This is a genomic window from Pseudomonas sp. S49, from assembly GCF_009866785.1.
Classification (GTDB): Bacteria; Pseudomonadota; Gammaproteobacteria; order Pseudomonadales; family Pseudomonadaceae; genus Aquipseudomonas.
This window is the reverse complement of the sequence record NZ_CP019432.1, coordinates 5,541,431-5,566,827: the sequence shown is the minus strand read 5'-3', so window position 1 is coordinate 5,566,827 and position 25,397 is coordinate 5,541,431. Positions and strand designations below refer to the sequence as shown.

The following is a 25,397-nucleotide window of genomic DNA, read 5'->3' as shown; positions in this document are numbered from 1 at the left end:
GTAAATCTCTGTACAACTTTCTTTAGCATAGATTCGTGGGTGTACAAGTCAAATTGTTTGTATAACTTTTTTGATTGAACGCAGTTCACTGTAGGAGTGAGCCTGCTCGCGATTGCGGTATGTCAGCAACATTGATGCTGACTGATACGACGCTATCGCGAGCAGGCTCACTCCTACAGGATCTTTATTTCCAACCTAATAACCAGTGATCCTTGTTCCTGAGGACTTGCCAATCGAGGCGTTCGGCACGCTTGGTCAGCACGGCCTGCAACTCGACTTCCAGCACTGTGCCTTCCTCGTCGCGAAACAACTCGGTGACCAGAAAATGCTTTTCACGATTCTGCGGGTGAGCTGCTGTCCATTTCGACAGCAGCAATTTTTGCGGATTGATGCGGTTCACTGCAGGTGTTCATGCAAACGACGTGCAGCCTCCTGGCCACTGAGCCATGCGCCCTCGACGCGGCCCGACAGGCACCAGTCGCCACAGGCGTACAGGCCCAGATCGGCATCGGCCAGCGTGCCCCATTCGTGCCCCGTCGCGGGTCGCGCATAGAGCCAGCGGTGGGCGAGGCTGAAGGTCGGCGCAGGCATCGCGCTGTGCAGCAATTCGGCAAACGCACCGTGCAGTTGCTCGATCACCGCTTCCTTGGACAGGTCGATGTGTTGCCGGCTCCACGCGCTGGTGGCATGTAGCACCCAAGTGTCGAGGGTGGTATCGCGCCCTGGTTTGCTGCGGTTGCGCGCCAGCCAGTCGAGCGGGCTGTCCTGCACGAAACAACCTTCGATGGGGGTATCCAGCGGTGTGTCGAAGGCGAGGGCGACGGCCCAGGTCGGCTCCATTTTTACCCCGGCGGCGGCACCGGCCAGCTTCGGCGCAGCAGCCAGTAATGCAGTCGCTTGCGGGGCTGGCGTGGCGATCACCACGTGGCTGAACGGCCCGTGGGTGAAGCCTTCGGCGTCTTGCAGATGCCAGTGTTCCTCACCGCGATAGACCTCGGTAATCCGGCAGGCAAAATGCACTTCCAGGCCATCGAGCAGGCCACGGGTGATGGCGCTCATGCGCGGCGTGCCGACCCAGCGGGTCTGCTCGTCCGGCGACAGATTCAGCTGCCCGCCCTGGTAGGTGTAGAGCTGTGGCGTCCACTCGGCGACCCAGCCCTGGCTTTGCCAACGCTGCACTTCGGTGACGAAGCGCCGGTCACGGGCGGTGAAATATTGCGCGCCCATGTCCAGCGAGCCAGCGTCGCTGCGCTTGCTCGACATGCGCCCGCCGCTGCCGCGACTCTTGTCGAATAATTGGATGGTATGCCCGCTCTCTGTCAGAGCCTGGGCGGCGGAGAGCCCGGCGATGCCGGTGCCGATGATTGCGATAGGTACAGTCATAGGGGCCTCGTTTACCTTTCTGTACAGACTACGCCGTGGATGAAACCTGTACAATTTTGTTTTTTGGTATAACTTCTAGCGTTCTCGTTCTGACAGCTTGGCCTATTGTTAAACAATAGAGCCTGCCCGATAGAAAAGATCCCTGCTTATAAAAATAGACTAGTGATCCGGGTTAAACGCCACGCGAGGAAGATGTCATGCACATATTGCTGACCGGCGGTACTGGTTTGATAGGACGTCAGCTCTGCCGACACTGGTTGGGGCAGGGCCATCGCCTGACGGTGTGGAGTCGCAAACCGGAGAAAGTCGCGAAAATCTGCGGTGCGCAGGTGCGTGGCATCGCGCGTCTCGAAGAGTTGGGTGACGAGCCGCTGGACGCGATCATCAACCTCGCTGGCGCGCCGATTGCCGATCGGCCGTGGACACATCGACGCAAAGCGTTGCTGTGGAGCAGTCGTATCAAGCTCACGGAAACCTTGCTGGCGTGGCTTGAAACGCGATCACAGAAACCGGCGCTGCTGATCTCCGGATCGGCCATTGGCTGGTACGGCGATGGCGGTGAGCGCGAACTGACGGAAGAGTCGCCGCCGGTGATCGACGATTTCGCCAGTCAGTTGTGTATTGCCTGGGAGGAAACCGCGCAACGGGCCGAGGCCCAAGGCATCCGTGTGGTGCTGGTGCGAACCGGGCTGGTGCTGTCGGCCGAGGGCGGCTTTTTGTCGCGCTTGTTATTGCCGTTCAAACTCGCGCTGGGCGGGCCTTTGGGCAATGGTCGGCAATGGATGCCGTGGATTCATATCAACGATCAAATCGCCCTGATTGATTTTCTTCTGCACCGCGATCAGGCCCGCGGTCCTTATAATGCCTGCGCGCCGAAACCTGTGCGCAATCGCGAATTTGCCAAGACGCTGGGCAGCGTTTTACACCGCCCGGCGTTCATGCCGATGCCGACGCTGGCACTGAAGGTCGGCCTCGGCGAGATGTCTTTGTTGTTGCTCGGCGGCCAGAAGGCTATGCCGGCACGCTTGCTGGAAGCGGGTTTCACTTTCCAGTTCACGGATTTACGTGCGGCCCTGGACGATCTCTCCAGCCGCCTCTGAAATAGGACGTTGCATGACCGATCACGCCTTGCTTCTGGTCAACCTGGGTTCCCCGGCCTCCACCTCGGTGGCCGATGTGCGCAGCTACCTCAATCAATTCCTGATGGACCCGTATGTGATCGACCTGCCGTGGCCGGTGCGGCGTCTGCTGGTGTCGCTGATCCTGATCAAACGCCCGGAGCAATCGGCCCACGCCTATGCCTCGATCTGGTGGGACGAAGGTTCGCCGCTGGTGGTGCTCAGCCGTCGCTTGCAGCAGCAAATGACCCGGCAATGGACGCATGGCCCGGTAGAACTGGCGATGCGTTACGGTGAGCCGTCGATTGAAACCTGCTTGCTGAAACTGGTGGCGGCAGGGCACAAGCGCATCACGCTGGCGCCGCTGTATCCACAGTTCGCCGACAGCACCACGACCACAGTGATCGAAGAAGCCAAGCGGGTCATCCGCGAAAAGAAACTCAACGTGCAACTGTCGGTGTTGCAGCCGTTCTACGATCAGCCGGAATATCTCGACGCGCTGGTTGCAAGCGCCAGGCCGCATCTGCAGCAGGATTACGATCACTTGCTGCTGAGCTTCCACGGTTTGCCCGAGCGGCATCTGACCAAACTCGATCCGACCGGCAATCATTGCTTCAAGAATGACGACTGCTGCAAGAACGCCTCGCCTGCGGTATTGGCGACGTGTTATCGCGCGCAATGCCTGCGTACTGCGGCGTTATTCGCTGAGCGCATGGGCCTGCCGGATGGCAAATGGTCGGTGTCGTTTCAGTCGCGTCTGGGCCGGGCCAAGTGGATCGAACCGTACACTGAGGCGCGCCTGGATGAGCTGGCGAAAAGTGGCGTGAAGAAGATTCTGGTGATGTGCCCGGCGTTTGTCGCCGATTGCATCGAGACGCTGGAAGAGATTGGTGATCGCGGCAAGGAACAGTTCCGCGAAGCGGGGGGCGAGGAGTTGGTGCTGGTGCCATGTCTGAACGATGACCCGCAATGGGCCAAGGCCTTGGCAACCCTCTGCGAACGAGCGCCGCTGGCCCTGTGATGATCGTTCCCACGCTCTGCGTGGGAATGCAGCCCGTGACGCTCCGCGTCACTGGACGCAGAGCGTCCCTAGAGGCATTCCCATGCAGAGCGTGGGAACGATCAGATCTAAAGGCTTAGATCAGCGGCTCATCCGCCTTCTTGTTCTTCCAGCCATCATTGCCCGGCAGAATCAGGTTCAGCGCAATCGCCACCACCGCGCACAGCGCGATGCCTTTGAGGCCGAAGTCGTCCGGGCCGGTGCCGGTGCCGACCAGCACACCGCCAATCCCGAACACCAGCGTTACCGAGACAATCACCAGATTGCGCGCCTCGCCCAGATCGATCTTGTGACGGATCAGGGTGTTCATGCCCACCGCCGCGATCGAACCGAACAGCAAGCACAGAATCCCGCCCATCACCGGCACCGGAATGCTCTGCAGCAGTGCGCCGAATTTACCGATGAACGCCAGGCTGATGGCGAAGATCGCCGCCCAGGTCATGATTTTCGGGTTGTAGTTCTTGGTCAGCATCACCGCGCCCGTCACTTCGGCGTAGGTGGTGTTGGGCGGACCGCCGAACAGACCGGCTGCGGTGGTGGCAATGCCGTCACCGAGCAGGGTGCGATGCAGGCCCGGCTTCTTCAGGTAATCGCGACCGGTCACGCTGCCGACGGCAATCACGCCACCGATGTGCTCAATCGCCGGGGCCAATGCCACCGGAACGATGAACAGAATCGCCTGCCAGTTGAACTCCGGCGCGGTGAAATGCGGGATCGCAAACCATGGCGCAGCGGCAATCTTCGCCGTGTCGACCACGCCGAAATAGAACGCCATAGCAAAACCGACCAGCACACCGGAGATGATCGGCACCAGACGGAAGATGCCTTTACCGAACACCGCCACGATCAACGTGGTCAGCAATGCCGGCATCGAGATCATCATCGCGGTCTGGTAGTGGATCAGTTCAGAACCGTCGCCAGCCTTGCCCATCGCCATGTTCGCGGCAATCGGCGCCATGGCCAGACCGATGGAAATGATCACCGGACCAATCACCACCGGCGGCAGCAAACGGTCGATGAAGCCCGTGCCTTTGATCTTCACGGCAAGGCCGAGGAAGGTGTAGACGAAACCGGCCGCCATCACCCCGCCCATGGTCGCGGCGAGGCCGAACTGGCCCTTGGCGAGAATGATCGGGGTGATGAAAGCGAAGCTCGACGCCAGAAACACCGGCACCTGACGCCCGGTGACGATCTGGAACAGAATCGTTCCCAGACCTGCGGTAAACAGTGCCACGTTCGGGTCCAGGCCCGTGATCAGCGGCATCAGCACCAAAGCGCCGAAAGCCACGAACAGCATCTGGGCGCCGGACAGCACCGTGCGCCAGAGCGGATCGTTGAACTCTTGCTGCATGGTCACGCGTCCTTCTGCTTGGTGCCGAAGATCTTGTCACCGGCGTCGCCAAGTCCAGGGATGATGTAACCGTGCTCGTTCAAGCGCTCATCGATGGACGCGGTGTAGATGGTCACGTCCGGGTGAGCTTTTTCTACTGCAGCAATGCCTTCCGGCGCGGCAACCAGCACCATCGCGCGGATATCTTTGCAGCCGGCTTTCTTCAGCAGGTCAATGGTCGCAACCATCGAACTGCCGGTGGCGAGCATCGGGTCGATGATCATCGCCAACCGTTCGTCGATTTCCGGAACCAGTTTTTCCAGATAGGTGTGCGCTTGCAGGGTTTCTTCGTTGCGGGCGACACCCACAGCGGAAACCTTGGCACCCGGGATCAGGCTCAGCACGCCTTCAAGCATGCCGATGCCGGCGCGCAGAATCGGCACGACGGTAATCTTCTTGCCGGCGATTTTCTCGACCGACACGGTGCCGCACCAGCCTGCAATATCGTAGGACTCCAGCGGCAGATCTTTTGTAGCTTCATAGGTCAACAGGGCGCCGACTTCCTGAGCGAGCTCTCGGAAGTTCTTGGTGCTGATATCGGCGCGGCGCATCAGGCCGAGTTTATGACGGATCAGCGGATGGCGGATCTCGAGGATGGGCATGGAAAAACTCCGGCGGCGGGCAAAAAAACCGGCCTAGATTAATCTATCCGAGGGTGATGTCCTATAGGACATTCTGTACGTTAGTCCATAAAGGCTTGATTCGGCCTCGATGGATGCGTACCTTTGCCCGCTTTTCCAATTCCGCCAACCCCTGGAGAGCGCCATGTCCGCTGATCTCGAGCATATCCGTCAAATCATGCGAGAGGCTGACTGCCTGTACACCGAATCTGAAGTCGAGGCCGCCATTGCCCGCGTCGGTGCACAAATCAACGAACAACTGGCCGACAGCAACCCGGTAGTGTTCTGCGTGATGAACGGCGGGCTGATTTTCTCCGGCAAACTGCTGACGCATCTGCAATTCCCGCTGGAAGCCTCCTACCTGCACGCGACCCGTTATCGCAACGAAACCAGCGGCGGCGACCTGTTCTGGAAAGCCAAGCCGGAAGTCTCGTTCATCGACCGCGACGTGCTGATCATCGACGATATCCTCGATGAAGGTCACACCCTGGGCGCGATCATCGACTTCTGCAAACACGCCGGCGCGCGCAAAGTGCACACCGCCGTGTTGATCGACAAGGATCACGACCGCAAGGCGCGTCCTGACCTGAAAGCCGATTTCGTCGGCCTGCCGTGCATCGACCGTTACATCTTCGGTTACGGCATGGATTACAAAGGCTACTGGCGCAACGCCAACGGGATCTTTGCCGTTAAAGGCATGTAATCCGCGCCTCGATCCAATGTGGGAGCGAGCCTGCTCGCGAAAGCGATCTTTCATTCAGGATAAGTGTTGAATGTGAAATTGCCTTCGCGAGCAGGCTCGCTCCCACAGTTGTTTTGTGTGTGCTGATCCATCCGTGATACCCATGCTAGAGTGCTCGGCCCCGCCCTCCGGAGCCCGTCATGAGCCTCTCGATCCGCAGCCTCGCCGCGCTTTTACTGATCCTCAGTCTGCCGCTGTCCGCCGCGCCGATGCACAGCCAGTTCCTGCCGCCGGACGATCTGACCGTGCGCGATGCCGAACCCGAGCAGCAGCAACTCATGCAAGTCACCGACTATGCCGTAGTGGTGGGCGCGCAACGTCAGTCCAACCAGCAACCGATTCCTGTCACCTCGCCGCTGATGATCCGCCTCAAAGGCAAATCCCTGAACAAGGGCGCGACGATCACTCAGGTGCTGGTCAATTTCGACGGCGAAAGCAAAAGCCTGAAAAAGCCGGTCTACGACGACAAGAGCAAGACCCTGACGCTGTTTTATCCGCTGGCCCAATACCGCGTGATCATCGATCTGCTGCGCAACGACACTGTGTATGTGCAGTTCCTCAGTTACGCCAATGGCCACATCTGGGCCGATTTGCACACCGGCGCTGTGCGATCGCGTTGAGCCGGGCGGCCGGGCAGGGGTAAACTGCCCGCCCCGTGTAATGTCTGCGAGCTGGAGTCGGCAATGCGTAAAGATAAGAAACAAGTGATTGGTGACGAGATCGGCGATGAGCAGATCAAGCTGTTCCTCGATTTTGAGCCGGTCGACGCCACTTCGCCGTCGCTGCACAAACTGATCAAGGCTTACCGTGGCCTGCGTATCGACGACTTCGAACGCTTTCTGGGTTTCTTCGTTGCAGCTGGTTATGACGTGGATGGCAAGGACGAGCACGGCAAGACCTTCGTTGAGGTGATAGCCGATCAGCGCAACGCCCCGGAATACATTGAGCTGATCGAAAAGTCCCGCACCTGAGGCTTTTCCCAGGCATAAAAAAACGCCCCGCGCTCACTGAGTACGGGGCGTTTTTTATGCGGCAAGATCAAGCGTAGCTTGGGGTCTCGCTGCTTTCTTCAACCAGTTCCAGCGCGATGTTGTTCTGCGTGTTGATCTTGCGATACAGCGCAGCATCGGTTTCCAGGACCTTTTCACGGGCCGGGAAGATCTCTGCCAGTTTGCCAGCCCACTCGCCCTTGGCCTTGGCCGGGAAGCACTTCTCGATCAGCTCGAGCATGATCGAAACGGTCACCGACGCACCCGGCGAAGCGCCGAGCAAGGCGGCGAGGGAGCCGTCCTTGGCCGAGACCAGTTCGGTACCGAACTGCAGGATGCCGCCCTTTTTCGGGTCTTTCTTGATGATCTGCACCCGTTGGCCGGCCACTTCCAGGCGCCAGTCTTCGGCTTTCGCCTCAGGGTAGAAGCGGCGCAGGGAATCCAGACGCTGCTCCATCGATTGCATCACTTCGCTGACCAGGTACTTGGTCAGGTCCATGTTGTTTTTCGCCACGGCCAGCATCGGCCCGATGTTGCCGGCGCGAACCGACAGCGGCAGATCCATGAAGGAGCCGTGCTTGAGGAACTTGGTGGTGAAACCGGCGTACGGCCCGAACAGCAGGGATTTCTTGCCGTCGACCACGCGGGTGTCCAGGTGCGGCACCGACATCGGTGGCGAACCCACTGCTGCCTGGCTGTAGACCTTGGCCTGGTGGTGCTTGACCACTTCCGGATTGTCGCAACGCAGCCACTGGCCGCTGATCGGGAAGCCGCCGAAGCCTTTGCTTTCTTCGATGCCCGAGGCTTGCAGCAACGGCAGGGCCGCGCCGCCAGCACCGAGGAAAACGAACTTGGCGTCGACTTCGCGGGTGTTACCGTTGTTGACGTCCTTGATGCTGACGGTCCAGCCGGCGCCGTTACGCTTGAGGCCAGTGACGCGCTTGCAGTATTTGACTTGAGTGTCCGGGGCGCTGGTCAGGTGCTTGAGCAACTGATTGGTCAGGGCGCCGAAGTTGACGTCGGTGCCGTTCATCACGCGAGTGGCAGCGAGGACTTCGTCCGGCGAGCGGCCCGGCATCATCAGCGGCATCCACTCGGCCATCTTGGCCTTGTCTTCGGTGTACTCCATGTCAGCGAAGGCGTGGTGCTTGCTCAACACGTCGAAGCGCGATTTGAGGAAAGACACGCCGCTGTCGCCCTGGACGAAACTCAGGTGCGGCACCGGGCTGATAAAGGATTTGCACGAGCCGAAGGTGCCTTTCTTGGTCAGGTACGACCAGAACTGCTTCGACACCTCGAACTGGGTGTTGATGTGCACGGCTTTCTTGATGTCGACGGTGCCATCGGCGGCTTGCGGCGTGTAGTTCAGCTCGCACAGACCGGCGTGGCCGGTACCGGCGTTGTTCCAAGGGTTGGAACTCTCGGCAGCACCGGAATCCATCAGCTCGACGACTTCCAGCTTGATCGCGGGGTCGAGCTCTTTGAGCAGCACGGCCAGAGTGGCACTCATGATGCCCGCCCCAACCAGAACTACGTCGACTGCTTCGTTATGCGCCATTTAACGCGTCTCCAAAATCTGCAGCACCAAATTGTCGGCATGGCTGCCAGGCGTTCCGGGACAGATCAGTTATGCCCCAGCTATCCGTGGTCAGGTCGCCATGTCCGAATCTTCGCAATTTTTCGCAACTTCGACGGATGTATGCGGCTTGGCTTTCAAGAGCTCCATGAACTCATTTCAGCACGTAGCTGGCAATTCGACTTATGGTCGAGACATCCGTTTTTGTGCAACCAAATCCGTAGCGGACAGGCTTCAGGCTCCGATATTCGAGGTATACCCGGTCCTGTGTCGTTGGGCTGTATCAGACGCTAATGGTGCATGTTCAGACGCAAAACTTTTCATTTGCTCGCCACACTCTTGTGAAGTTGTGAAAACCCGTTTTTTTCACGCTCTTTTGAAGACGTGAACCTCAAAAAAGGGCTGTCCAGGCCTGGCACCTTGCCCGAGGGCAAAAACAACGCGGTGGCCGAGCGTCATGACAGCTCTGCAGATTCGCGAAAAGCGGGGTTTTTGCCGGAAGAACAGGCAAGCGCGCCAACTTCACTCGATCTGTGTGGGCGGCTCTCTGTGGGCGATTTTGGGTGTCGATGCATGCGCATTGACGCTGTTGCGGGGCCCGATCAGGAGACGTCCTTATAATCGGGGGGAGATTGTATCGAAGAAATGCGGGCAGTTGCTCGTGTTTAATGACTTTTATTAGGCATCCGGTCAGATGCTCAACATCGCTTGCACCCGTGCACGGGGCTGCGACGCTATGACGCGGGCGCTGGCGGGCAGTGGCTGGTGCAACCAGTTGAGGCGGATTTCTTCGATTTCCACCCAGCCATCGCCCATCGGTTGCAGGCTGCACTGCTTGAATGCCTGGCAATGGCCGTTGCGATCGAGCAGGGCGAAGCTGCGGTGCAGCGGGCGTGGCGAGAACAACGAGATCAGATAACGCATGATTGAGTACCTTGTGGGGGACTGATTGCAAGGTTGCCAAGGCGCCGTGACGTGAACGTGTATGCCGGGTGAATAATCTGTGACAGGAACCGCTTTCCCGCGGGTTTGTCAGACATTTCAGTATTCACTGTCGGGCGCTGGTTACCCGCAGTGGCCCACCGCTATACTGCCGGCCTGTTTGTGCCTGATTCTGGAGAGAAGAGCATGTTGCAACGCCTGTTGTTCGGTTTGATCACTGTGGCCGGTTTGACCTTGGCCGGCTGCGCCCACAGCCCGCAACAACTGAACCCGGAGCCGAAGCTGACCACCCAGCTGCCAGCGGTCGGTCGTGGCCAGCCTGTTGTCGTGCGTGTAGTAGACGGTCGTCCGTCGCCAACTTTGGGCACGCGTGGCGGTCTTTACCCGGAAACCAGCGCCATCACCGTGCAGCGCGAGCAGATCCTGCCCAAACTGCAGGCTCAGGCTGAAGCCGCCGTGCGTCTGCTCGGTTTCACCCCGACCAATAACGCGCCGAATGCTCCGCAGTTGACCGTGACCCTGGCCGAGCTGAAGTATCAGTCGCCGAAAGAAGGCATGTACGTGACCGAAGCGACTATCGGCGCGACCTTCCGCTCCGACGTGCAGAACGCCAACCGCCGTTACAGCGGCCGTTACGGCGCTTCGTTGGACCAGCGTTTCGGCATGGCGCCGAACCAGGAAACCAACACCAAACTGGTCAGCGACGTGTTGAGCGATGCGCTGACGCGTCTGTTCAAGGATCCGACTGTGGGTCAGGTTCTGGCCGAGTAAGTTTTCGGCAGATGTGAAAAAGCCCGGGGCCAGTGATGGTTTCGGGCTTTTTTGTGGGTGTCAGGATTGAAATTTTGTGTTGGATGAACAATCGATCCCCCTCACCCCAGCCCTCTCCCCCAAGGGGGGCGAGGGGGAAAGGGCGCCGATCGGGGGCTTTTCAGAATCTGAGTTCGGCTCGATATTTCAGGTCGATGTACCTCGAATAAACACCTCGGTCAGTCCCCTCTCCCTTTGGGAGAGGGCTAGGGTGAGGGGCTTTTGCTTTCAGGCAGCCTGCGAGTAAAAGTCGAGAACGCTGACACCCGTCAGCAAATCCGTCTCCGGCAAATCCGCATGCTGATGCCCGCCCAGTGCGCAATACACCAGCCAATGGCGATCCTGAACATTGAAGGCGAGGCTGCCGACGAGGCTTTGCTGCTCGTCGTAAGGGGTAATGAGATAAAGACGATCCTGGTTTTCAGCGTGAAGCATGTCGCGTTCCATGTGTGTTTCGAGGCGCGCAGGGTGGCCTATCCACATGACGATGCCGTGACACAGGACAGCCATCGGTCGATTGTCAGGTAATTTGTCGCAAAGGCTGGGGCAGGGGCGCAAGGTTTCGGTAGAATCCGCGCCGCAGTCGTCGATCTGGCGTCTGCCATACCGGTTCAGATAGAGGTCTGTGATGTCGCTGCACTTGATGACGCTGTTTACCGCCCATCCCGCCAAGTTGATCAACTTGCTGGCACTGCTGTTGGCGTTTCCGGGCAGTTGGCTGCTGCACGCCACTCGTCGCCGTGAACAGCGCGCGATGGCCAGCATTGCCGCCCAGCGTCAGGCACAGCCGAATGCCGAGCCGATACTGGATTGGGCGACCTTGCGCATGAACCGGTTTTTCTATCGTTTTGGTTTTGCTTGCCTGGGCCTGGCCCTGATCGTTTCCTGGATCAGCACGCGCTTCTAAAAGCAAAAGATCGCAGCCTGCGGCAGCTCCTACAGGGTGTACATCATTCCCGTGTAGGAGCTGCCGCAGGCTGCGATCTTTTGATCTTGCCGTTGTTTTACAGCGGCAACCCAGCCTTGACCCGATACTGATTACGTACCGGCGTCGCGTATTGCAGCACCAGATACGGACGGTGCTCTGCAGGGCATGCATCCAGCCGGCTCTGCCATTCTTCCTGCGCCTTGGCCAGTTCATCCGCCGGAAACACATCGGCAGCTTTCGGCACGTTCAGTTGCGGATCGGCGTCAGCCCACTGCGCGTACGCCAGGTAATGCACCGGAAACAGGCGATAGCCACCGAGAATCTGCTTGTCCATTTCGACCGCCAATTGCTTGGTGTCTTCGAACAGCTCAGTGATCGGCGCAGCAAAGTTCACATGCACGCGGCCCTTGTAGCCAGTGATGCCCTTGGCAATGCTTACGTCATCCTCGCCCGGCGCTTTCGCGTAAGTGCCGGTGGTCGCGCGGATGTACAGCTCGCGGGCCTTGGCCTGGTCGCACGGATCGTATTCGTAGCTGATCGACACCGGGGTGACATTCAGCGAGCGGATCACTTCGCCGAACGGCTCGTCCTTGCGGCTCATGTGGAACATCTTGAGGATCGCCGACTCGGTGCGGTCGTCGCCGTCCTTCGCCCGACCTTCGGCCTGAGCGATCCAGATCGACGCGCAATCGTTGCGGATCGAGTGGTTGATGTACGCCGACAACAGTTGATACGCAGCCATTTTCTCGCGGCGGCCGGTGATCGAACGGTGGACGATGAAGCTCTTGTTCAAACGCATCAGGTCGCTGACAAACGGTTTTTGCAGCAGGTTGTCGCCAATCGCGATGCGCGGCGTCGGCAGGCCAGCGTGGTACACGGCGTAGTTGACGAAGGCCGGGTCCATCACGATATCGCGGTGGTTGGCGATGAACAGATAGGCGCTGCCGGACTTGAATTGCTCGACACCGGTGTAGGTCACGCCGTCGGTGGCGCGCTCGATGGTGTGGTCGACGTAGGACTCGACCTTGTCCTGCAACGTCGCCACCGACGTCACGTCGGCGAACTCACGACGCAGCCGATGGGCTATAAGTGGTTTGAGCATCCAGCCGAAGGCACCGGCAAAACGCGGGAAGCGGAAGTGGGTGAGGATATCTAGAAACGCCTTGTCGCCGAGCAGTCTTGCCAGTACCACAGGTACTTCGCTGTCGTCGTAAGGTCGGATGGCATCGAATTCGCCCATCATGCTCTCTTGTTGGAAACGGCTAGGGTAAGTAAAGGTTTTGATCGAAAACCCGCGGGGCACGGTCTGAAAAAGTAGCCAGACAAAAATAGCCCTGCAAATAGACCGGCGATTATACGCACAAGTCACTTGGGAGACCGCGATGCTGGAAACCGCTGAATACGAATGTCCTTATTGTGGGGAAGCAGTAGAGACGACGCTGGACCTGTCCGGTGGAGATCAGACTTACATCGAGGACTGTCAGGTGTGTTGTCAGCCAATAACGTTCGTGTTGCAGGTTCATGGAGAGGAATGGCATCTGGAAGTCTTCAGCGAAAACGAGTGAGGCGCGCCCATGCAGCGAATCTACGAGCCGGAAAACCTGATGGAAGGTGAAATGCTCAAGGGCATGCTCGCCAGCGAAGGGATAGAGGCGCACTTGATTGGCCGCGATTTGCTCGGTGGAACGGGCGAGCTGCCGATCTTCGGTCTGTTGGGCTTGTCCGTCGATAACGACCAGGCCGAATACGCTCGCGAGCTGATCACCGCGTACAATGCCGCGCTGCCGCTGCCCGGCGATGAACCGGAGAGCTTCCCCGGGACGCTGGTCTGTTAGGCTGAGCTTCGTTTTACTTCAGAGTCGTGTTGCCCCATGTGTGGACGTTATGCCCTGTTTCGCTGGAACCGCGATTTCGCGGCCCTGCCAGGTTTTCCCGCCGATCAGCAGGCGCAGTGGAACATTTCCCCCAATGATTCGGTGTTGATGCTACGCGCCGCTGAAGACGGCCAGCGCACCCTGGCGCGCGCCCGTTGGGGCCTGACACCGCCGTGGCTGACCGATTTGTCGAAAACCCCGGCGCATGCCCGGGCGGAAACCGTGGCCGAGCAGCCGATGTTTCGTGAGGCGCTGCGCCAGCGTCGCTGCCTGCTGCCGGCGAATGGTTTCTATGAATGGCGCGGGACCCAGCGCAAGCGCCCGTTCTGGCTGACGCCGGGGGAGGGCTCATCACTGTTTTTTGCGGCGATCTGGGAGGCTTATCCGGTGCAGGAACAGGTGTGGTTGAGTACGGCGGTGATCACTCAGCCGGCGTCGAGTCAGCGGCGGCCGTTGATTCTCGATGAGGCGGGGCAGGCGGCGTGGCTCGATCCCGAAACGCCATTGCATGTGTTGCAAGGGTTGCTGGCCAGTGAACCGGCGGCGCTGCGTGAGCGGGTGTTGGCGAATCTGATCAATGATCCGAAGCTCAATGGGCCGGAGTGTTTGACCCCGGGTTAAAGACTGTAGATCAAAAGCCCCTCACCCTAGCCCTCTCCCGGAGGGAGAGGGGACTGATTGGGGGATATTGACGAAATGCACCGACTTGAACGCTCAGCTTGGAATCCATAATCGACTGGTTATTTCAGGTCGATGTATGACGGGAGACAACTCGGTCAGTCCCCTCTCCCTCTGGGAGAGGGTTAGGGTGAGGGTGCTTTTCGCTTTTCAGACCTTGAACTGATTGATCAACCGCCGCTGCTGCTCCGCCAGCTTGGTCAAATCGGCACTCGCCGAACTCGACTCATCCGCACCACCCGCGACTTCATTGGCCACTTGCCCGATGTTGATCACATTGCGGTTGATGTCATCGGCCACAGCACTCTGCTCCTCCGCCGCACTGGCAATCTGCGTGTTCATGTCGTTGATTACCGATACCGCGTGAGTAATCGTCTCCAGCGCTTGAGCCGCTTTCGCCGCGTGTTGCACGCTTTCGTCGGTGCGGTTCTGACTGTCCTCCATGACCCGCACCACATCGCGCGTGCCTTGCTGCAGTTGCTGGATCATGGACTGGATTTCTTCGGTGGCCTTCTGAGTCTTTTGCGCCAGATTGCGGACCTCGTCGGCCACTACGGCAAAGCCGCGACCTTGCTCGCCGGCGCGCGCCGCTTCGATCGCTGCGTTCAAGGCGAGCAAATTGGTCTGCTCGGCAATCCCGCGAATCGCCGTGAGAATCGCATTGATGTTCTCGCTGTCCTTGGCCAGCGTCTGCACCACGTTTACAGCCTTGCCGATTTCCAGCGCCAGCACACCAATCGAATTCGAGGTGTCGCGGACGATCTGCATGCCCTGACTGGCCGCTTGATCGGCGTGACTGGCGGCTTGCGCAGCCTGCGTTGCGTTGCGCGCGACGTCCTGTGCAGTGGCGGTCATTTCCTGCACCGCCGTGGCGACTTGATCGATCTCGGCCATTTGTTTCTGGATGCCGATGTTGGTGCGAATGGCGATGTCGGCGGTGTGCTCCGAGGAATCGCTGACGCTCTGCACCGACGTCACTACCTGCGTGATCATCGCCTGCAATTTGGCCAAAAAGGTGTTGAAGCCCTTGGCGATCGAGCCCAATTCGTCGCTGCGATCACTGCTCAAGCGTCGGGTCAGGTCACCTTCACCCTGAGCAATGTCATTGAGCATCGCGACCATCTGCTTCAGTGGTCGGGCAATGCCGTGACCGACCAGCCAGATCACTAGCAAGCCAATGCCAGCGATGAGCAGACCGACCATGGCCATGCCGAAGGTGTCGGATTTACGCTGAGCATCCAGATCGGCCTGTAGCTTCTGCAGATCAGCCATCACCGCGTTCAGAGGCAATTGCAGCATCAATGTCCAGCGCGCGTCCGTCTGGCCGATGCCGAACGGCAGGTACAACTCGATGCGCCCCTTGTCCTTGTTGACCGAGTAAGTCACTTCATCGCGCTTGAGATTGGCCATGTTGGCGGTCTGCTCGGCATCGAGGATATCGCTGACTTTTTCGCCGAATTTGCTCGGGTCTTTGGTGTAGGCGACGATCCGGCCATTGCCGCCGATCAGGGCCATTTGCCCGGCGCCGCTGTAGAGCTTCTGGTTGGCTGCGAGGAGCATTTCCTGAATGAAGTTCACCGACAGGTCAGCGCCGACGATGCCCTGGAAGGCGCCGTTGAGCATGATCGGTTCAATAAAGGAGGCGAGCATGACGATCTTGTCGCCGACCTTGTACGGCGCCGGATCGATCACACAGGATTTTTTGCTCTCCTTCGAGCACAGGTAGTACTCGCTGGCGCGCACACCGGTGGACAGGGTTTTCTGGTCGTCAACGTCGACCAGTTTGTCCAGGCCGAGGGTGCCGTCATCGTTGCGGAACCACCACGGCAGAAAACGCCCGTTGGCCGCGTCGATGCCAGCCACGCTGGTGCCGACATAGGCCGCGTCATTGTGGTCAAGAGCATTTTTTTCCCAGCCGATGTAAGTGCCGAGAATTTTCGGGTTCTTTTCGACGTTCTCTTTGATCAGGCTGATCAGTTGCTCGCGACTGACAGTGAGGCGCGGCTGACCATCGGCGCCCGGCGTACCGAGCAGGGCGTTGACCCGCACCAGCCCGCCGGCAATCAGCAGCGGCGCTTCGAGTTCGCGCTGGATCTGGCTGACCTGGGTTTGCGCCAGCGAGGTCAGGCGCTGTTCGATGACTTGCTCGAACTGCGCCTGGGTGCGTTGTTGCACCATCTCTTGCGTGCGCGCACCGGAGAACAGCGCATACAGCACCAGCGCGGCGACCACACTGAGCACGATGGCGCCGGCCAGGGCGGCGACGGAAAACTGGATCGACTTGAACTTCATGGGAGCTCCGCACGCAAGAGGACGTCTGCGGTGATATATCGGCAGGCGGCATTGGGCCATGAGCGCGGGCAGTGGCAATTGAACGCCGATGTCGCAAATGGATCAGTGCGCGACGCAGTGGCAGAGGCTTTGCCGTTGCTGTGAATTTTTTACGACAGCCATGGTGGGAAACGTCTGAAAGTCGCTGCAGCACGTCCGTTGTATCTGGCGCCGATACAATTACCCGCCTAGGATACGCGACAGGTTTTCAGGGAGCTTTTGAATGAACAAGACAATGGTTGTAAGTGCACTGGGCGCAGCGCTGTTGCTGGCCGGTTGTCAGTCGGTCAACACCACCAGCGGCGGTGCCGTGGGTGTGGAGCGCAAGCAGTACATGTTCAGCATGCTGTCCTCGCAAGAGGTCGACCAGATGTATGCCCAGTCGTATCAGAAGACTGTCGGTGAAGCCTCCAGCAAAGGTGTGCTGGACAAGACCAGTCCTGAGGCCAAGCGGGTTCAGGCAATTGCCAATCGCTTGATCGCCCAGGCGCCGAACTTCCGTCCGGATTCGGCGCAGTGGCAGTGGGAAGTCAATCTGATCAAGAGCGACGAGCTCAACGCCAACTGCGGGCCTGGCGGCAAGATCATTTTCTACACCGGGCTGATTGACAGCCTGAAGCTCACCGACGATGAAATCGCCGCGGTCATGGGCCATGAAATCGCCCACGCCCTGCGCGAGCATGGTCGTGAAGCAATGTCCAAAGCCTACGGGATTGAAATGGCCAAGCAGGGCGCAGGTGCATTGCTTGGTCTGGGTCAGGACAGTCTGGCGCTGGCCGATACGGTGGCCAACTACGGCATGACGTTGCCGAACAGCCGTGCCAACGAAAACGAAGCCGACCTGATCGGTCTGGAACTGGCCGCACGCGCCGGTTACAACCCGAACGCCGCGATCACTTTGTGGAACAAGATGAGCAAGGCGTCGGAAGGTTCGCCGCCGGAGTTCATGAGCACTCACCCGGCCTCGGCCAGCCGGATTGCCTCGTTGCAGGCGGCGATCCCGAAAGTCATGCCGCTGTACGAACAGGCCCCGAAATCCTGAGTCGGTGATTGTTCCCACGCTCTGCGTGGGAATGCCTCTAAGGACGCTCCGCGTTCCAAAAGGGACGCAGAGCGTCCCCGGCTGCATTCCCACGCAGAGCGTGGGAACGATCGGCGTCGGCAGGGTTAAACCCATCCGCTGCTCTGCATCGCCTTGTACACCGCGACGATTGCCAGAATCATGAACGCCGAAGCTGCGAGGCGACGGATCAGGGTCAGTGGCAATTTGTCGGCGGCAAAGTTACCGGCCAATACCACTGGCACGTTGGCAATCAACATGCCCGCTGTCGTACCGATAATCACCAGCCACAGATCCGGGTATTGCGCCGCGAGCATCACCGTGGCGACCTGAGTCTTGTCGCCCATTTCCGCCAGGAAGAATGCAATCAGTGTGGTCAGGAAAGGCCCGAACTTGCGCGCGGTGCTGGTTTCATCGTCGTCCATTTTGTCCGGCACCAGCGTCCACAGCGCCGTGGCCGTGAAGCTCGCGGCGAGGATCCAGTGCAGCGTCGCATTCGAGAAGAAACTGCCGAACCAGGCGCCTACCGCACCGGCTGCTGCGTGGTTGGCCAGGGTCGCGGCGACAATACCGGCAATGATCGGCCAGGGTTTGCGGAAGCGAGCGGCGAGAATCAGCGCGAGCAGTTGCGTCTTGTCGCCGATTTCGGCCAAGGCAACGATTGCGGTGGGAACGAGTAACGAGTCCAGCATCAGGATTTCCTAAGGGGCGGGTCGACACGGCTATGACACGTACAGCCTTCCCGCCCCGGGTAAGGTGTGCGTGTCATAGGTCTTGTCAAACCCTGCGATCCGTCTGTTGCGGACGCTTGGGTCGCATACGCCATGATCTGAGGATCAAGTATGTTGACGTATGCCGGACGAACTTGGCGCTCGTGGGAGACTACTCCCCTAGGACGGAGCGGATTCTGCCTAGGCAAATCCGATTGAGCAAGCCTCTTTTTTAAAACAAGTTTCAGCCGCGCTTGGCCCGGTAAATGCGGAAACCATTGCCTTCAGCCTTGATCGCACACACGCCAAGATGCTCCTCGATCAGCGGTTGATACTTGAGGAAGCTGTTCGCCACCAAGCGCAGTTCGCCGCCGTTTTTCAGATGTTTGGCCGCTTTTCGCAGCAAGTTCTCCGTGGCGAAATAATCAGTGTGCACGCCGACGTGGAACGGTGGATTGCTCAGAATTGCATTCAAACCCATCGGTGCAGCATCGATACCATCCCCGGTCAGTACTTCAGCTTCCAGGCCGTTGGCCGCCAGCGTCAGACGGCTGCTGGCAGCGGCAAACGCATCCACATCCAGCAACGTCACTTGATTGTGCGGATAGCGACGTTTTACCGCAGCGCCCAACACACCTGCGCCGCAACCGAAGTCGAGCAAATGGCCGCTCGGCAATTTGTCCAGATGCTCCAGCAACAGGGCGCTGCCGCGATCCAGGCGACCGTGGCTGAACACGCCCGGCAGGCTGATGACTTTCAACGGGCCTTCAGCCAGTGGCAATTCATAGGTCTGCGCCAGGCTTTCCAGGGGTTTCGCTTCCGGGGCATTGGCCACAGTCACTTGCCACAACTGGCAGTGCCGCGCGCTGTCGAGCTTGCGCGGCTTGCCGAACGGGTTGAGCTGCTTGGACGCGCCTTCGATGCCGCTGCGTTTTTCCCCGACCAGAAACACTTCACGCCCGGCCAGACGTGAGGCCACGGCGTTGAGGATGTAATCGGTCAGGTCCTTGGACTTGGGCAGAAACACCACGGCGCTGTCGAACTCGCGCTCCGGGATGTTCACGCCGAAATGGCTGCGCCCTTCGAAACGGGCGTCCAGCGCGGCCTGGTCGCCGGCATGCCAGCACCAGCCGAATGCATTGGGCAAGCGCCCAAGCAAATCGTCGGCGGGCAAACCGGCCAACAACAACGAACCCTGGAACAACTCGGGCTGACGAAGCAGTACTTCACTGCGCGGATCCATAACTGCTCCTCAAAAAAAAGTGCCGCAGTTTATCAACTGACGACCCGCAGCGCCTTACCGCTGAAGAACGCCTGAGCGTTTTCGGTCAATTGGCCGACGATGCGCTGGCGTGCCTCGCGACTGCCCCAAGCGTTGTGCGGCGTAACGATGAGGCGCGGAATATCTGCCGCGAGCAAGGGATTGCCCTGGGTCGGCGGCTCGACGCTCAACACATCTGTCGCGGCGCCACCGAGGTGGCCGTTGCGCAACGCATCGGCCAGCGCCTGCTCATCGATCAGACCGCCACGGGCGGTGTTGACCACGAACGCACCGGGTTTCATTGCGGCCAGTTCGCGGGCACCGATGAAGTGGCGGGTGTGTTCGTTGAGCGGGCAGTGCAGGGTGAGGGCGTCGATTTGCGGCAGCAGTTCATCCAGCGGCAAACGATCCGGGCGAGCAGGGCGCCCCGGAATCTGCCCGAGCAACACGCGCATGCCGAACGCTTCGGCTAATCGAGCAACAGCGCCACCGAGTTCGCCATGCCCAAGCAGGCCAAGGGTTTTACCTTCCAGTTCGACAATCGGATAGTCGAGCAGGCAGAACTGTTTGGCCTGCTGCCAGCGACCTTCACCGACGGCTTTCTGATAATCGGCCAGACGCGTGGCGAGGTTGAGCAGCAGCATGATGGTGTGTTGCGCCACCGACGGCGTGCCGTAACCCTGACAGTTGCACACGGTGATGCCTTGTGCGCGGGCGGCGGCGAGGTCGACGTTGTTGGTGCCGGTGGCGGTGATCAGGATCAGTTTCAGATCGGGGTTGGCAGCCATCGCGGCGGCGTCGATCAGGATCTTGTTACTGATCGCCACGGTGGCGCCTTGCAAACGCTCGGCGACTTGCTCGGGCAAGGTCTGGGCGAACAACTGCAGATCGCTGAAGCAGTCGCGCAACGGACTGAGGTCCAGATCGCCGAGATCCAGCGAAGGGTGATCAAGGAATACCGCACGGCGCGTGTTCGTCATCAACTGTACCTTTTGTGCTGTGAGCGTTGGGCGTAATCTGCCGAGCCTACCAGATGAAACAAATTGATACGCTTGGCCGAAAGGAGCCCCCATGTACTGGACCGAGTTCTTGACCGTTGCACTGATCCATCTGCTGGCCGTCGCCAGTCCCGGCCCGGACTTTGCCGTGGTGGTGCGCGAGAGCGTGACCCACGGGCGCCGCGCCGGCACCTGGACCGCGCTGGGCGTGGGCACGGCGATTTTCCTCCACGTTGGGTATTCATTGCTGGGTATCGGCCTGATCGTGTCGCAGTCGATCGTGCTGTTCAACGCGTTGAAGTGGGCGGCCGCCGCTTACTTGCTGTACATCGGCTTCAAGGCGCTGCGCGCGCAACCGGCGAAAGTCGTGGCCGATGATCTGCACAAAGAGGCTGGCGTACGCACGGCGCGCGGCGCGTTCACCTCGGGCTTCGTGACCAACGGTTTGAATCCGAAAGCCACGCTGTTCTTCTTGTCGCTGTTCACCGTGGTGATCAATCCGCACACGCCACTGTCGGTGCAGGCCGGTTACGGTATTTACCTGGCGGTTGCGACTGCGATTTGGTTCTGTCTGGTCGCGATGCTGTTCAGCCAGCAACGCGTGCGTGCCGGTTTTGCCCGCATGGGTCACTGGTTCGACCGCACCATGGGTGCGGTGCTGATCGCTCTCGGCGTGAAAATCGCGTTTACCGAGATGCATTGATCTCAGAACCGCGACTTAAACCTGTGGGAGCGAGCCTGCTCGCGAAGGCGTTGGGTCAGTTGACATTATTGGTGGCTGAAAGACCGCTTTCGCGAGCAGGCTCGCTCCCACAGGGTCTTACACAAGCTCGCTGAGTTTGCTCAGGTTATTGAGGTATTCGCGGGGATTTTCCCCGAGCAAGCGGCGAAACATCGCGCTGAACGCCCGCGCGCTGCCGTAACCCAAATCCTGCGCCACACGCTGCACGCTGTCCCCGGCGAGCAGGCGGGGCAGGGCTTCCATCAGGCGCAGTTGCTGGCGCCAAGCGTTGAAACTCATCTGTAACTGTTGCTGAAACAACCGCGCCAACGTGCGTGAGCTGGCGCCGACCTGCTGCGCCCAGTCTTCCAGCGTGTTGGCGTGATCGGGGGTGTGCAGCAGTGCCAGACAAATGTTTTGCAGGCGCCGGTCGCTGGGCATCGGAATGTGCAGCGGCAGGTTTTCCAGGCTGGCGAGTTCTTCCAGCATCAACTGCTGAATCAGCGGATTGTCGGCGTGCGGCGGCCCTTGCACCGCGCGCAGGATCAGCTCGCGCAGCAGCGGTGTCACGGCCAAAACGCAGCACTGTTGCAGGCTGGCGGGTGACAGTTCCGGCGCGATGAACAGCGAGCGCATCTGCACATCACCGCTCATGAAAATCTCGTGCGCCACTTCGGGCGGAATCCACACCGCGCGGCTTGGCGGAATCACCCACGCACCCGATTCCGTGACAACGCGCATGATCCCGCTGACGGCATACAGCAATTGCGCCTCGCGATGCAGGTGCAGCGGCTGGTGGGCGCCGTCCAGATAATCCCGGGGATAGGCACTCACCGGGCCGTGTTCGAAATGGCTGATCAACATGTCTGATTCGATGACTTGCTTGGCAGAAATGCGCTTTATGGCCAACCTAGCATAAGCGGCACACAACAACGTAAAGCGTGCCGCCATGAATCAATCCCGAAATGTCATTCGCTACATCAACGCCGCTCATGTGATCGATCACATGTTCATGCTGATCTTTCCCGCCGCCGTGCTCGGCATGACTCAGGCCTTCGGTCTTGATTACGCCGCGCTGATCGGCCTGTCACTGGGCGGTTTCATTGCTTTCGGCGCCTGTTCGCTACCGGCAGGGTGGCTGGGCGATCACTGGAGCCGGCGGCAAATGATGCTGGTGTTTTTCTTCGGCATTGGCGTCTCGGCAATTTTTACCGGCCTGAGCAACAGCCCGAGCATGCTGGTGATCGGCTTGACCCTGATCGGTATTTTCGCGGCGATTTATCACCCGGTCGGCACGGCAATGCTGGTTGCTTACGCGCAGAACCGTGGCCGCGAAATCGGCATCAACGGCATGTGGGGCAATCTGGGCGTGGCATTTTCGGCGCTGATCACTGGCTTGCTGGTGGCGCAGTTCGGCTGGCGCTCGGCGTTTCTGATACCGGGCGCAGTGGCGATTGTGCTGGGTCTTGGCTTCGCCTTGCAGGTGCGCGGAGAGCCGATCCCGCAACGCCCGCACACGGCGCTTAAAGGCGCCGCCGGTCAGCGTATTTCGATGGTTATGGTGTTCGGCGTGCTGGCGCTGGCCACAGCTACCGGCGGGGTGGTGTTCAACGCCACCACCATGACTTATCCGAAACTGTTCCAGGAGCGTTTGCATGAGCTGTTCGCTTCGCCGCAAACCCTCGGTGTGGTGGTCAGTCTGGCTTATGCCTTTGGCGCGGTGGCGCAGTTGAGCATTGGTCGGGTGTTGCACCGCTTCAGCCTGAAATGGCCGTTTGTCGTCCTGACGTTGTGCCAGGCACCGCTGCTGTTCGCGCTGGCCTATGCCGACGGCTGGGCAGTGATCGCGCTGGGTGCGGCATTCATGTTCGCGGTGTTTGGTCAGGTAACAGTGAACGATGCGATGGTTGCCAACTTCGTCGCCCCGCAATGGCAATCGCGAATCTTCGCCCTGCGTTATTGTTTATCGTTTGGCGCCAGTGCGACGGCGATACCGCTGATTTCCTACGTGGAACCGCGCCATGGCTTTGTAGGCCTGTACTTGATTCTCGCGGGTTTCGGCGCGTTGACCTTCCTTGCGGCAGTCGTATTCCCACGGACACCTTCCGAGGAGGTTGTAGGGCAAACGGCCTGACCGAAGACGAAAACCGGCAAATGCTGGCGCAAAGCTAGCATTTGTACGGCTTTGCAAATCATTCCTTTGGCTGATTTGGCTGGCGTATAAGGGTTCTAGAGTACCTGTCTCTACGCCAACACCGTGCAGTCAGAAAAGGGATTCTTATGTTGCAGACTCGCGTCATTCCCCCGGCCGATGGGGCCTACCAGTATCCATTGCTGATCAAACGGCTGCTGATGTCCGGCGCCCGTTACGAGAAAACCCGCGAGATCATTTACCGCGACCAGATTCGCTATAGCTACCCGACCCTGATCGAGCGCGTGGCGCGGTTGGCCAACGTGCTGACGGCGGCCGGTGTGAAGGCCGGTGACACGGTGGCGGTGATGGACTGGGACAGCCATCGTTATCTGGAGTGCATGTTTGCCATTCCGATGATCGGCGCGGTGATCCACACCATCAACGTGCGCCTGTCGCCGGAGCAGATCCTCTACACCATGAACCACGCTGAAGACCGCTTTGTGCTGGTCAACAGCGAGTTTGTCGGGCTGTATCAAGCGATCGCGCCGCACCTGACCACGGTCGAGAAAACCCTGCTGTTGACCGATCTGCCGGAGAAAACCGCCGAGTTGCCGAATCTGGTCGGCGAGTACGAGCAACTGCTGGCCGCCGCGAGCCCGCAGTACGACTTTCAGGATTTCGACGAAAACTCGGTCGCCACCACGTTCTACACCACCGGCACCACCGGTAACCCGAAAGGCGTGTATTTCACCCATCGACAACTGGTGCTGCACACCATGGGCGTGTCGACGATCATGGGTTCGATCGACAGCGTGCGCTTGCTTGGCACCAACGATGTGTACATGCCGATCACGCCGATGTTCCACGTTCACGCCTGGGGTCTGCCGTACGTGGCGACCATGTTGGGCCTGAAACAGGTTTATCCGGGACGTTACGATCCGGAGTTTCTCGTCGAGTTGTGGCGTAAGGAGAAAGTCACCTTCTCTCACTGTGTACCGACCATCCTGCAAATGCTGCTTAACGCCAAAGGCGCACAAGGCACTGATTTCGGTGGCTGGAAAATCGTCATTGGCGGCAGCGCGCTCAATCGCACACTCTACGAAACCGCGAAGGCACGCGGCATTCAGCTCACCGCCGCGTATGGCATGTCGGAAACCGGGCCGTTGGTGTCCTGTGCGCACCTCAATGATGAATTGATGGCCGGCACTGAAGACGAACGCACCACTTACCGGATCAAGGCCGGCGTGCCGGGGCCGCTGGTGGAAGCGGCGATTGTCGACGCCGAGGGTAACTTTCTTCCGGCTGACGGCGAGACCCAGGGCGAATTGGTGCTGCGCGCGCCGTGGCTCACCGAGGGTTATTTCAACGAGCCGCAGAAGGGCGCCGAGCTCTGGGCCGGCGGCTGGTTGCACACCGGCGATGTCGCCACGCTCGACAGCATGGGCGTGATCGATATCCGCGACCGCATCAAGGATGTGATCAAGACCGGCGGCGAGTGGATCTCCTCGCTGGACCTCGAAGACCTGATCAGTCGTCACGTCGCGGTACGCGAAGTAGCAGTGGTGGGCATCGCCGATCCGCAGTGGGGCGAGCGTCCGTTTGCCTTGCTGGTAATCCGTGAAGGGCACGTGATCGGGGCGCGCGAGCTCAAGGAACACCTCAAGCCGTTCGTGGAATTGGGCCATCTGAGCAAGTGGGCGATTCCGAGTCAGATCGCTCTTGTTACCGAAATTCCCAAGACCAGTGTCGGCAAGCTCGACAAGAAGCGCATCCGCCTCGATATCACTGAATGGCAGGCCAACAACAGCACCTTCCTCTCGACACTTTGAGTGTCTGCTGGCGCGCCGAAACCGGCGCGCCAGACCCACCAAGCAAGCGCTTGGCTTGTGAAATCGAAAAAATCAGCCATCCTTGCCGTGCCGACATGCGTCGGACTGGCGAAAGGACTGTTCCAGAGTGGCCGGCAGCTGCAAATCACACTTTAGAGGGATCAAGCAGTACCACCTGCTGGCTATAGTCCGCTCAAGGATTTTTAAGAACGGAGCACACGCACTGATTGGGGCGAGCAACTT

27 protein-coding genes and 1 riboswitch are annotated in these 25,397 nt (G+C 59.5%); of the genes, 14 read left to right on the top strand and 13 right to left on the bottom strand.

Going from position 1 to position 25,397, the window contains the following annotated elements; translation table 11 throughout:
• Positions 1–184: 184 nt before the first annotated feature.
• Positions 185–400 carry a TIGR02450 family Trp-rich protein gene (locus tag PspS49_RS24500; protein WP_160041794.1) on the bottom strand — a complete coding sequence of 72 codons (216 nt, stop codon included), beginning with the start codon at positions 398–400 and terminating at the stop codon, positions 185–187.
• Complete coding sequence (locus PspS49_RS24495) at positions 397–1,383, bottom strand: FAD-dependent oxidoreductase (protein WP_150750490.1); 987 nt, start codon at positions 1,381–1,383, stop codon at positions 397–399. Before PspS49_RS24495 ends, PspS49_RS24500 begins: the two co-directional genes overlap by 4 nt.
• Positions 1,384–1,580: 197 nt before the next feature.
• Here PspS49_RS24495 and PspS49_RS24490 point away from each other — a divergent pair, with 197 nt between their 5' ends.
• Both PspS49_RS24490 and hemH read left to right on the top strand, forming a co-directional pair.
• Complete coding sequence (locus PspS49_RS24490; RefSeq protein WP_127929740.1) at positions 1,581–2,483, top strand: TIGR01777 family oxidoreductase; 903 nt, start codon at positions 1,581–1,583, stop codon at positions 2,481–2,483.
• Between the two features lie 13 nt (positions 2,484–2,496).
• The gene (gene hemH / locus PspS49_RS24485; RefSeq protein ID WP_127929739.1) at positions 2,497–3,522 is read left to right on the top strand and encodes a ferrochelatase; all 1,026 of its coding nucleotides are present in this window, start codon (positions 2,497–2,499) and stop codon (positions 3,520–3,522) included.
• Positions 3,523–3,637: 115 nt separating this feature from the next.
• Here the strand turns inward: hemH and PspS49_RS24480 are convergent, their stop codons facing one another.
• Together PspS49_RS24480 and upp are read right to left on the bottom strand one after the other, a co-directional pair.
• Complete coding sequence (locus PspS49_RS24480) at positions 3,638–4,912, bottom strand: uracil-xanthine permease family protein (RefSeq protein WP_007912843.1); 1,275 nt, start codon at positions 4,910–4,912, stop codon at positions 3,638–3,640.
• A 2-nt stretch (positions 4,913–4,914) separates the two neighbouring features.
• Complete coding sequence (gene upp / locus PspS49_RS24475) at positions 4,915–5,553, bottom strand: uracil phosphoribosyltransferase (protein ID WP_007912842.1); 639 nt, start codon at positions 5,551–5,553, stop codon at positions 4,915–4,917.
• A 163-nt stretch (positions 5,554–5,716) separates the two neighbouring features.
• On the opposite strand from upp, the gene PspS49_RS24470 reads away from it, so the two are divergent.
• The 3 genes from PspS49_RS24470 (at position 5,717) to PspS49_RS24460 (ending at position 7,284) form a co-directional block, all read left to right on the top strand.
• Positions 5,717–6,274, top strand: a complete 558-nt coding sequence (locus tag PspS49_RS24470) for a hypoxanthine-guanine phosphoribosyltransferase (RefSeq protein ID WP_016987197.1) — start codon at positions 5,717–5,719, stop codon at positions 6,272–6,274.
• Between the two features lie 179 nt (positions 6,275–6,453).
• Positions 6,454–6,933 carry a hypothetical protein gene (locus PspS49_RS24465; RefSeq protein WP_160041792.1) on the top strand — a complete coding sequence of 160 codons (480 nt, stop codon included), beginning with the start codon at positions 6,454–6,456 and terminating at the stop codon, positions 6,931–6,933.
• Positions 6,934–6,996: 63 nt separating this feature from the next.
• A complete protein-coding gene (locus PspS49_RS24460) occupies positions 6,997–7,284 on the top strand; it encodes a PA4642 family protein (RefSeq protein ID WP_160041790.1) in 288 nt (95 codons plus the stop codon).
• A gap of 67 nt (positions 7,285–7,351) precedes the next feature.
• Here PspS49_RS24460 and mqo read toward each other — a convergent pair whose 3' ends face one another.
• Positions 7,352–8,860: a malate dehydrogenase (quinone) gene (gene mqo, locus PspS49_RS24455; protein ID WP_160041788.1), complete on the bottom strand. Its 1,509-nt coding sequence runs from the start codon at positions 8,858–8,860 to the stop codon at positions 7,352–7,354.
• Positions 8,861–9,568: 708 nt separating this feature from the next.
• On the bottom strand, positions 9,569–9,802 hold the full coding sequence (locus tag PspS49_RS24450; RefSeq protein ID WP_127929735.1) for a hypothetical protein: 234 nt from the start codon (positions 9,800–9,802) through the stop codon (positions 9,569–9,571).
• 204 nt (positions 9,803–10,006) lie between these two features.
• Between PspS49_RS24450 and PspS49_RS24445 the strand changes: the two genes are divergently transcribed.
• Entirely contained in the window at positions 10,007–10,591 is a 585-nt protein-coding gene (locus tag PspS49_RS24445; RefSeq protein ID WP_008086137.1) for a YajG family lipoprotein, read from the top strand.
• 267 nt (positions 10,592–10,858) lie between these two features.
• On the opposite strand, the gene PspS49_RS24440 is transcribed toward PspS49_RS24445, so the two are convergent.
• Positions 10,859–11,065, bottom strand: coding sequence for a hypothetical protein (locus PspS49_RS24440; protein ID WP_008083982.1), 207 nt, complete (start codon positions 11,063–11,065; stop codon positions 10,859–10,861).
• A 193-nt stretch (positions 11,066–11,258) separates the two neighbouring features.
• Here PspS49_RS24440 and PspS49_RS24435 point away from each other — a divergent pair, with 193 nt between their 5' ends.
• Entirely contained in the window at positions 11,259–11,537 is a 279-nt protein-coding gene (locus PspS49_RS24435) for a hypothetical protein (protein WP_016985168.1), read from the top strand.
• Between the two features lie 97 nt (positions 11,538–11,634).
• Here the strand turns inward: PspS49_RS24435 and PspS49_RS24430 are convergent, their stop codons facing one another.
• Complete coding sequence (locus tag PspS49_RS24430; RefSeq protein WP_174245084.1) at positions 11,635–12,798, bottom strand: 1-acyl-sn-glycerol-3-phosphate acyltransferase; 1,164 nt, start codon at positions 12,796–12,798, stop codon at positions 11,635–11,637.
• Positions 12,799–12,940: 142 nt separating this feature from the next.
• Between PspS49_RS24430 and PspS49_RS24425 the strand changes: the two genes are divergently transcribed.
• Genes PspS49_RS24425 through PspS49_RS24415 form a run of 3 tightly spaced genes read left to right on the top strand, consistent with a single transcriptional unit; the run spans position 12,941 to position 14,053 of the window.
• Positions 12,941–13,123, top strand: coding sequence for a CPXCG motif-containing cysteine-rich protein (locus PspS49_RS24425; RefSeq protein ID WP_127929733.1), 183 nt, complete (start codon positions 12,941–12,943; stop codon positions 13,121–13,123).
• A gap of 9 nt (positions 13,124–13,132) precedes the next feature.
• Entirely contained in the window at positions 13,133–13,393 is a 261-nt protein-coding gene (locus PspS49_RS24420; RefSeq protein ID WP_007912819.1) for a DUF2007 domain-containing protein, read from the top strand.
• Positions 13,394–13,429: 36 nt separating this feature from the next.
• On the top strand, positions 13,430–14,053 hold the full coding sequence (locus PspS49_RS24415) for an SOS response-associated peptidase (RefSeq protein ID WP_102901149.1): 624 nt from the start codon (positions 13,430–13,432) through the stop codon (positions 14,051–14,053).
• Between the two features lie 207 nt (positions 14,054–14,260).
• Here PspS49_RS24415 and PspS49_RS24410 read toward each other — a convergent pair whose 3' ends face one another.
• Entirely contained in the window at positions 14,261–16,402 is a 2,142-nt protein-coding gene (locus tag PspS49_RS24410) for a methyl-accepting chemotaxis protein (protein ID WP_160041786.1), read from the bottom strand.
• Positions 16,403–16,664: 262 nt separating this feature from the next.
• On the opposite strand from PspS49_RS24410, the gene PspS49_RS24405 reads away from it, so the two are divergent.
• On the top strand, positions 16,665–17,483 hold the full coding sequence (locus PspS49_RS24405; protein WP_150774927.1) for a M48 family metallopeptidase: 819 nt from the start codon (positions 16,665–16,667) through the stop codon (positions 17,481–17,483).
• 125 nt (positions 17,484–17,608) lie between these two features.
• Here the strand turns inward: PspS49_RS24405 and PspS49_RS24400 are convergent, their stop codons facing one another.
• The 3 genes from PspS49_RS24400 to PspS49_RS24390 all read right to left on the bottom strand — a co-directional run bounded on the left by PspS49_RS24400 (position 17,609) and on the right by PspS49_RS24390 (position 20,452).
• Positions 17,609–18,193, bottom strand: coding sequence for a TMEM165/GDT1 family protein (locus tag PspS49_RS24400; RefSeq protein ID WP_007912813.1), 585 nt, complete (start codon positions 18,191–18,193; stop codon positions 17,609–17,611).
• Positions 18,194–18,281: 88 nt separating this feature from the next.
• Positions 18,282–18,404, bottom strand: a riboswitch (yybP-ykoY riboswitch).
• A gap of 51 nt (positions 18,405–18,455) precedes the next feature.
• The gene (locus PspS49_RS24395; RefSeq protein WP_160041784.1) at positions 18,456–19,454 is read right to left on the bottom strand and encodes a class I SAM-dependent methyltransferase; all 999 of its coding nucleotides are present in this window, start codon (positions 19,452–19,454) and stop codon (positions 18,456–18,458) included.
• Positions 19,455–19,486: 32 nt separating this feature from the next.
• Positions 19,487–20,452, bottom strand: coding sequence for a 2-hydroxyacid dehydrogenase (locus tag PspS49_RS24390; RefSeq protein ID WP_160041782.1), 966 nt, complete (start codon positions 20,450–20,452; stop codon positions 19,487–19,489).
• Positions 20,453–20,543: 91 nt separating this feature from the next.
• Between PspS49_RS24390 and PspS49_RS24385 the strand changes: the two genes are divergently transcribed.
• A complete protein-coding gene (locus PspS49_RS24385) occupies positions 20,544–21,173 on the top strand; it encodes a LysE family transporter (protein ID WP_127929728.1) in 630 nt (209 codons plus the stop codon).
• 117 nt (positions 21,174–21,290) lie between these two features.
• On the opposite strand, the gene PspS49_RS24380 is transcribed toward PspS49_RS24385, so the two are convergent.
• Positions 21,291–22,055 carry a helix-turn-helix transcriptional regulator gene (locus PspS49_RS24380; protein ID WP_160041780.1) on the bottom strand — a complete coding sequence of 255 codons (765 nt, stop codon included), beginning with the start codon at positions 22,053–22,055 and terminating at the stop codon, positions 21,291–21,293.
• Positions 22,056–22,140: 85 nt separating this feature from the next.
• Between PspS49_RS24380 and PspS49_RS24375 the strand changes: the two genes are divergently transcribed.
• Both PspS49_RS24375 and PspS49_RS24370 read left to right on the top strand, forming a co-directional pair.
• Entirely contained in the window at positions 22,141–23,325 is a 1,185-nt protein-coding gene (locus tag PspS49_RS24375) for an MFS transporter (protein WP_160041778.1), read from the top strand.
• A 146-nt stretch (positions 23,326–23,471) separates the two neighbouring features.
• Positions 23,472–25,154, top strand: coding sequence for a fatty acid--CoA ligase (locus tag PspS49_RS24370; RefSeq protein ID WP_102901156.1), 1,683 nt, complete (start codon positions 23,472–23,474; stop codon positions 25,152–25,154).
• Positions 25,155–25,397: the final 243 nt, after the last annotated feature.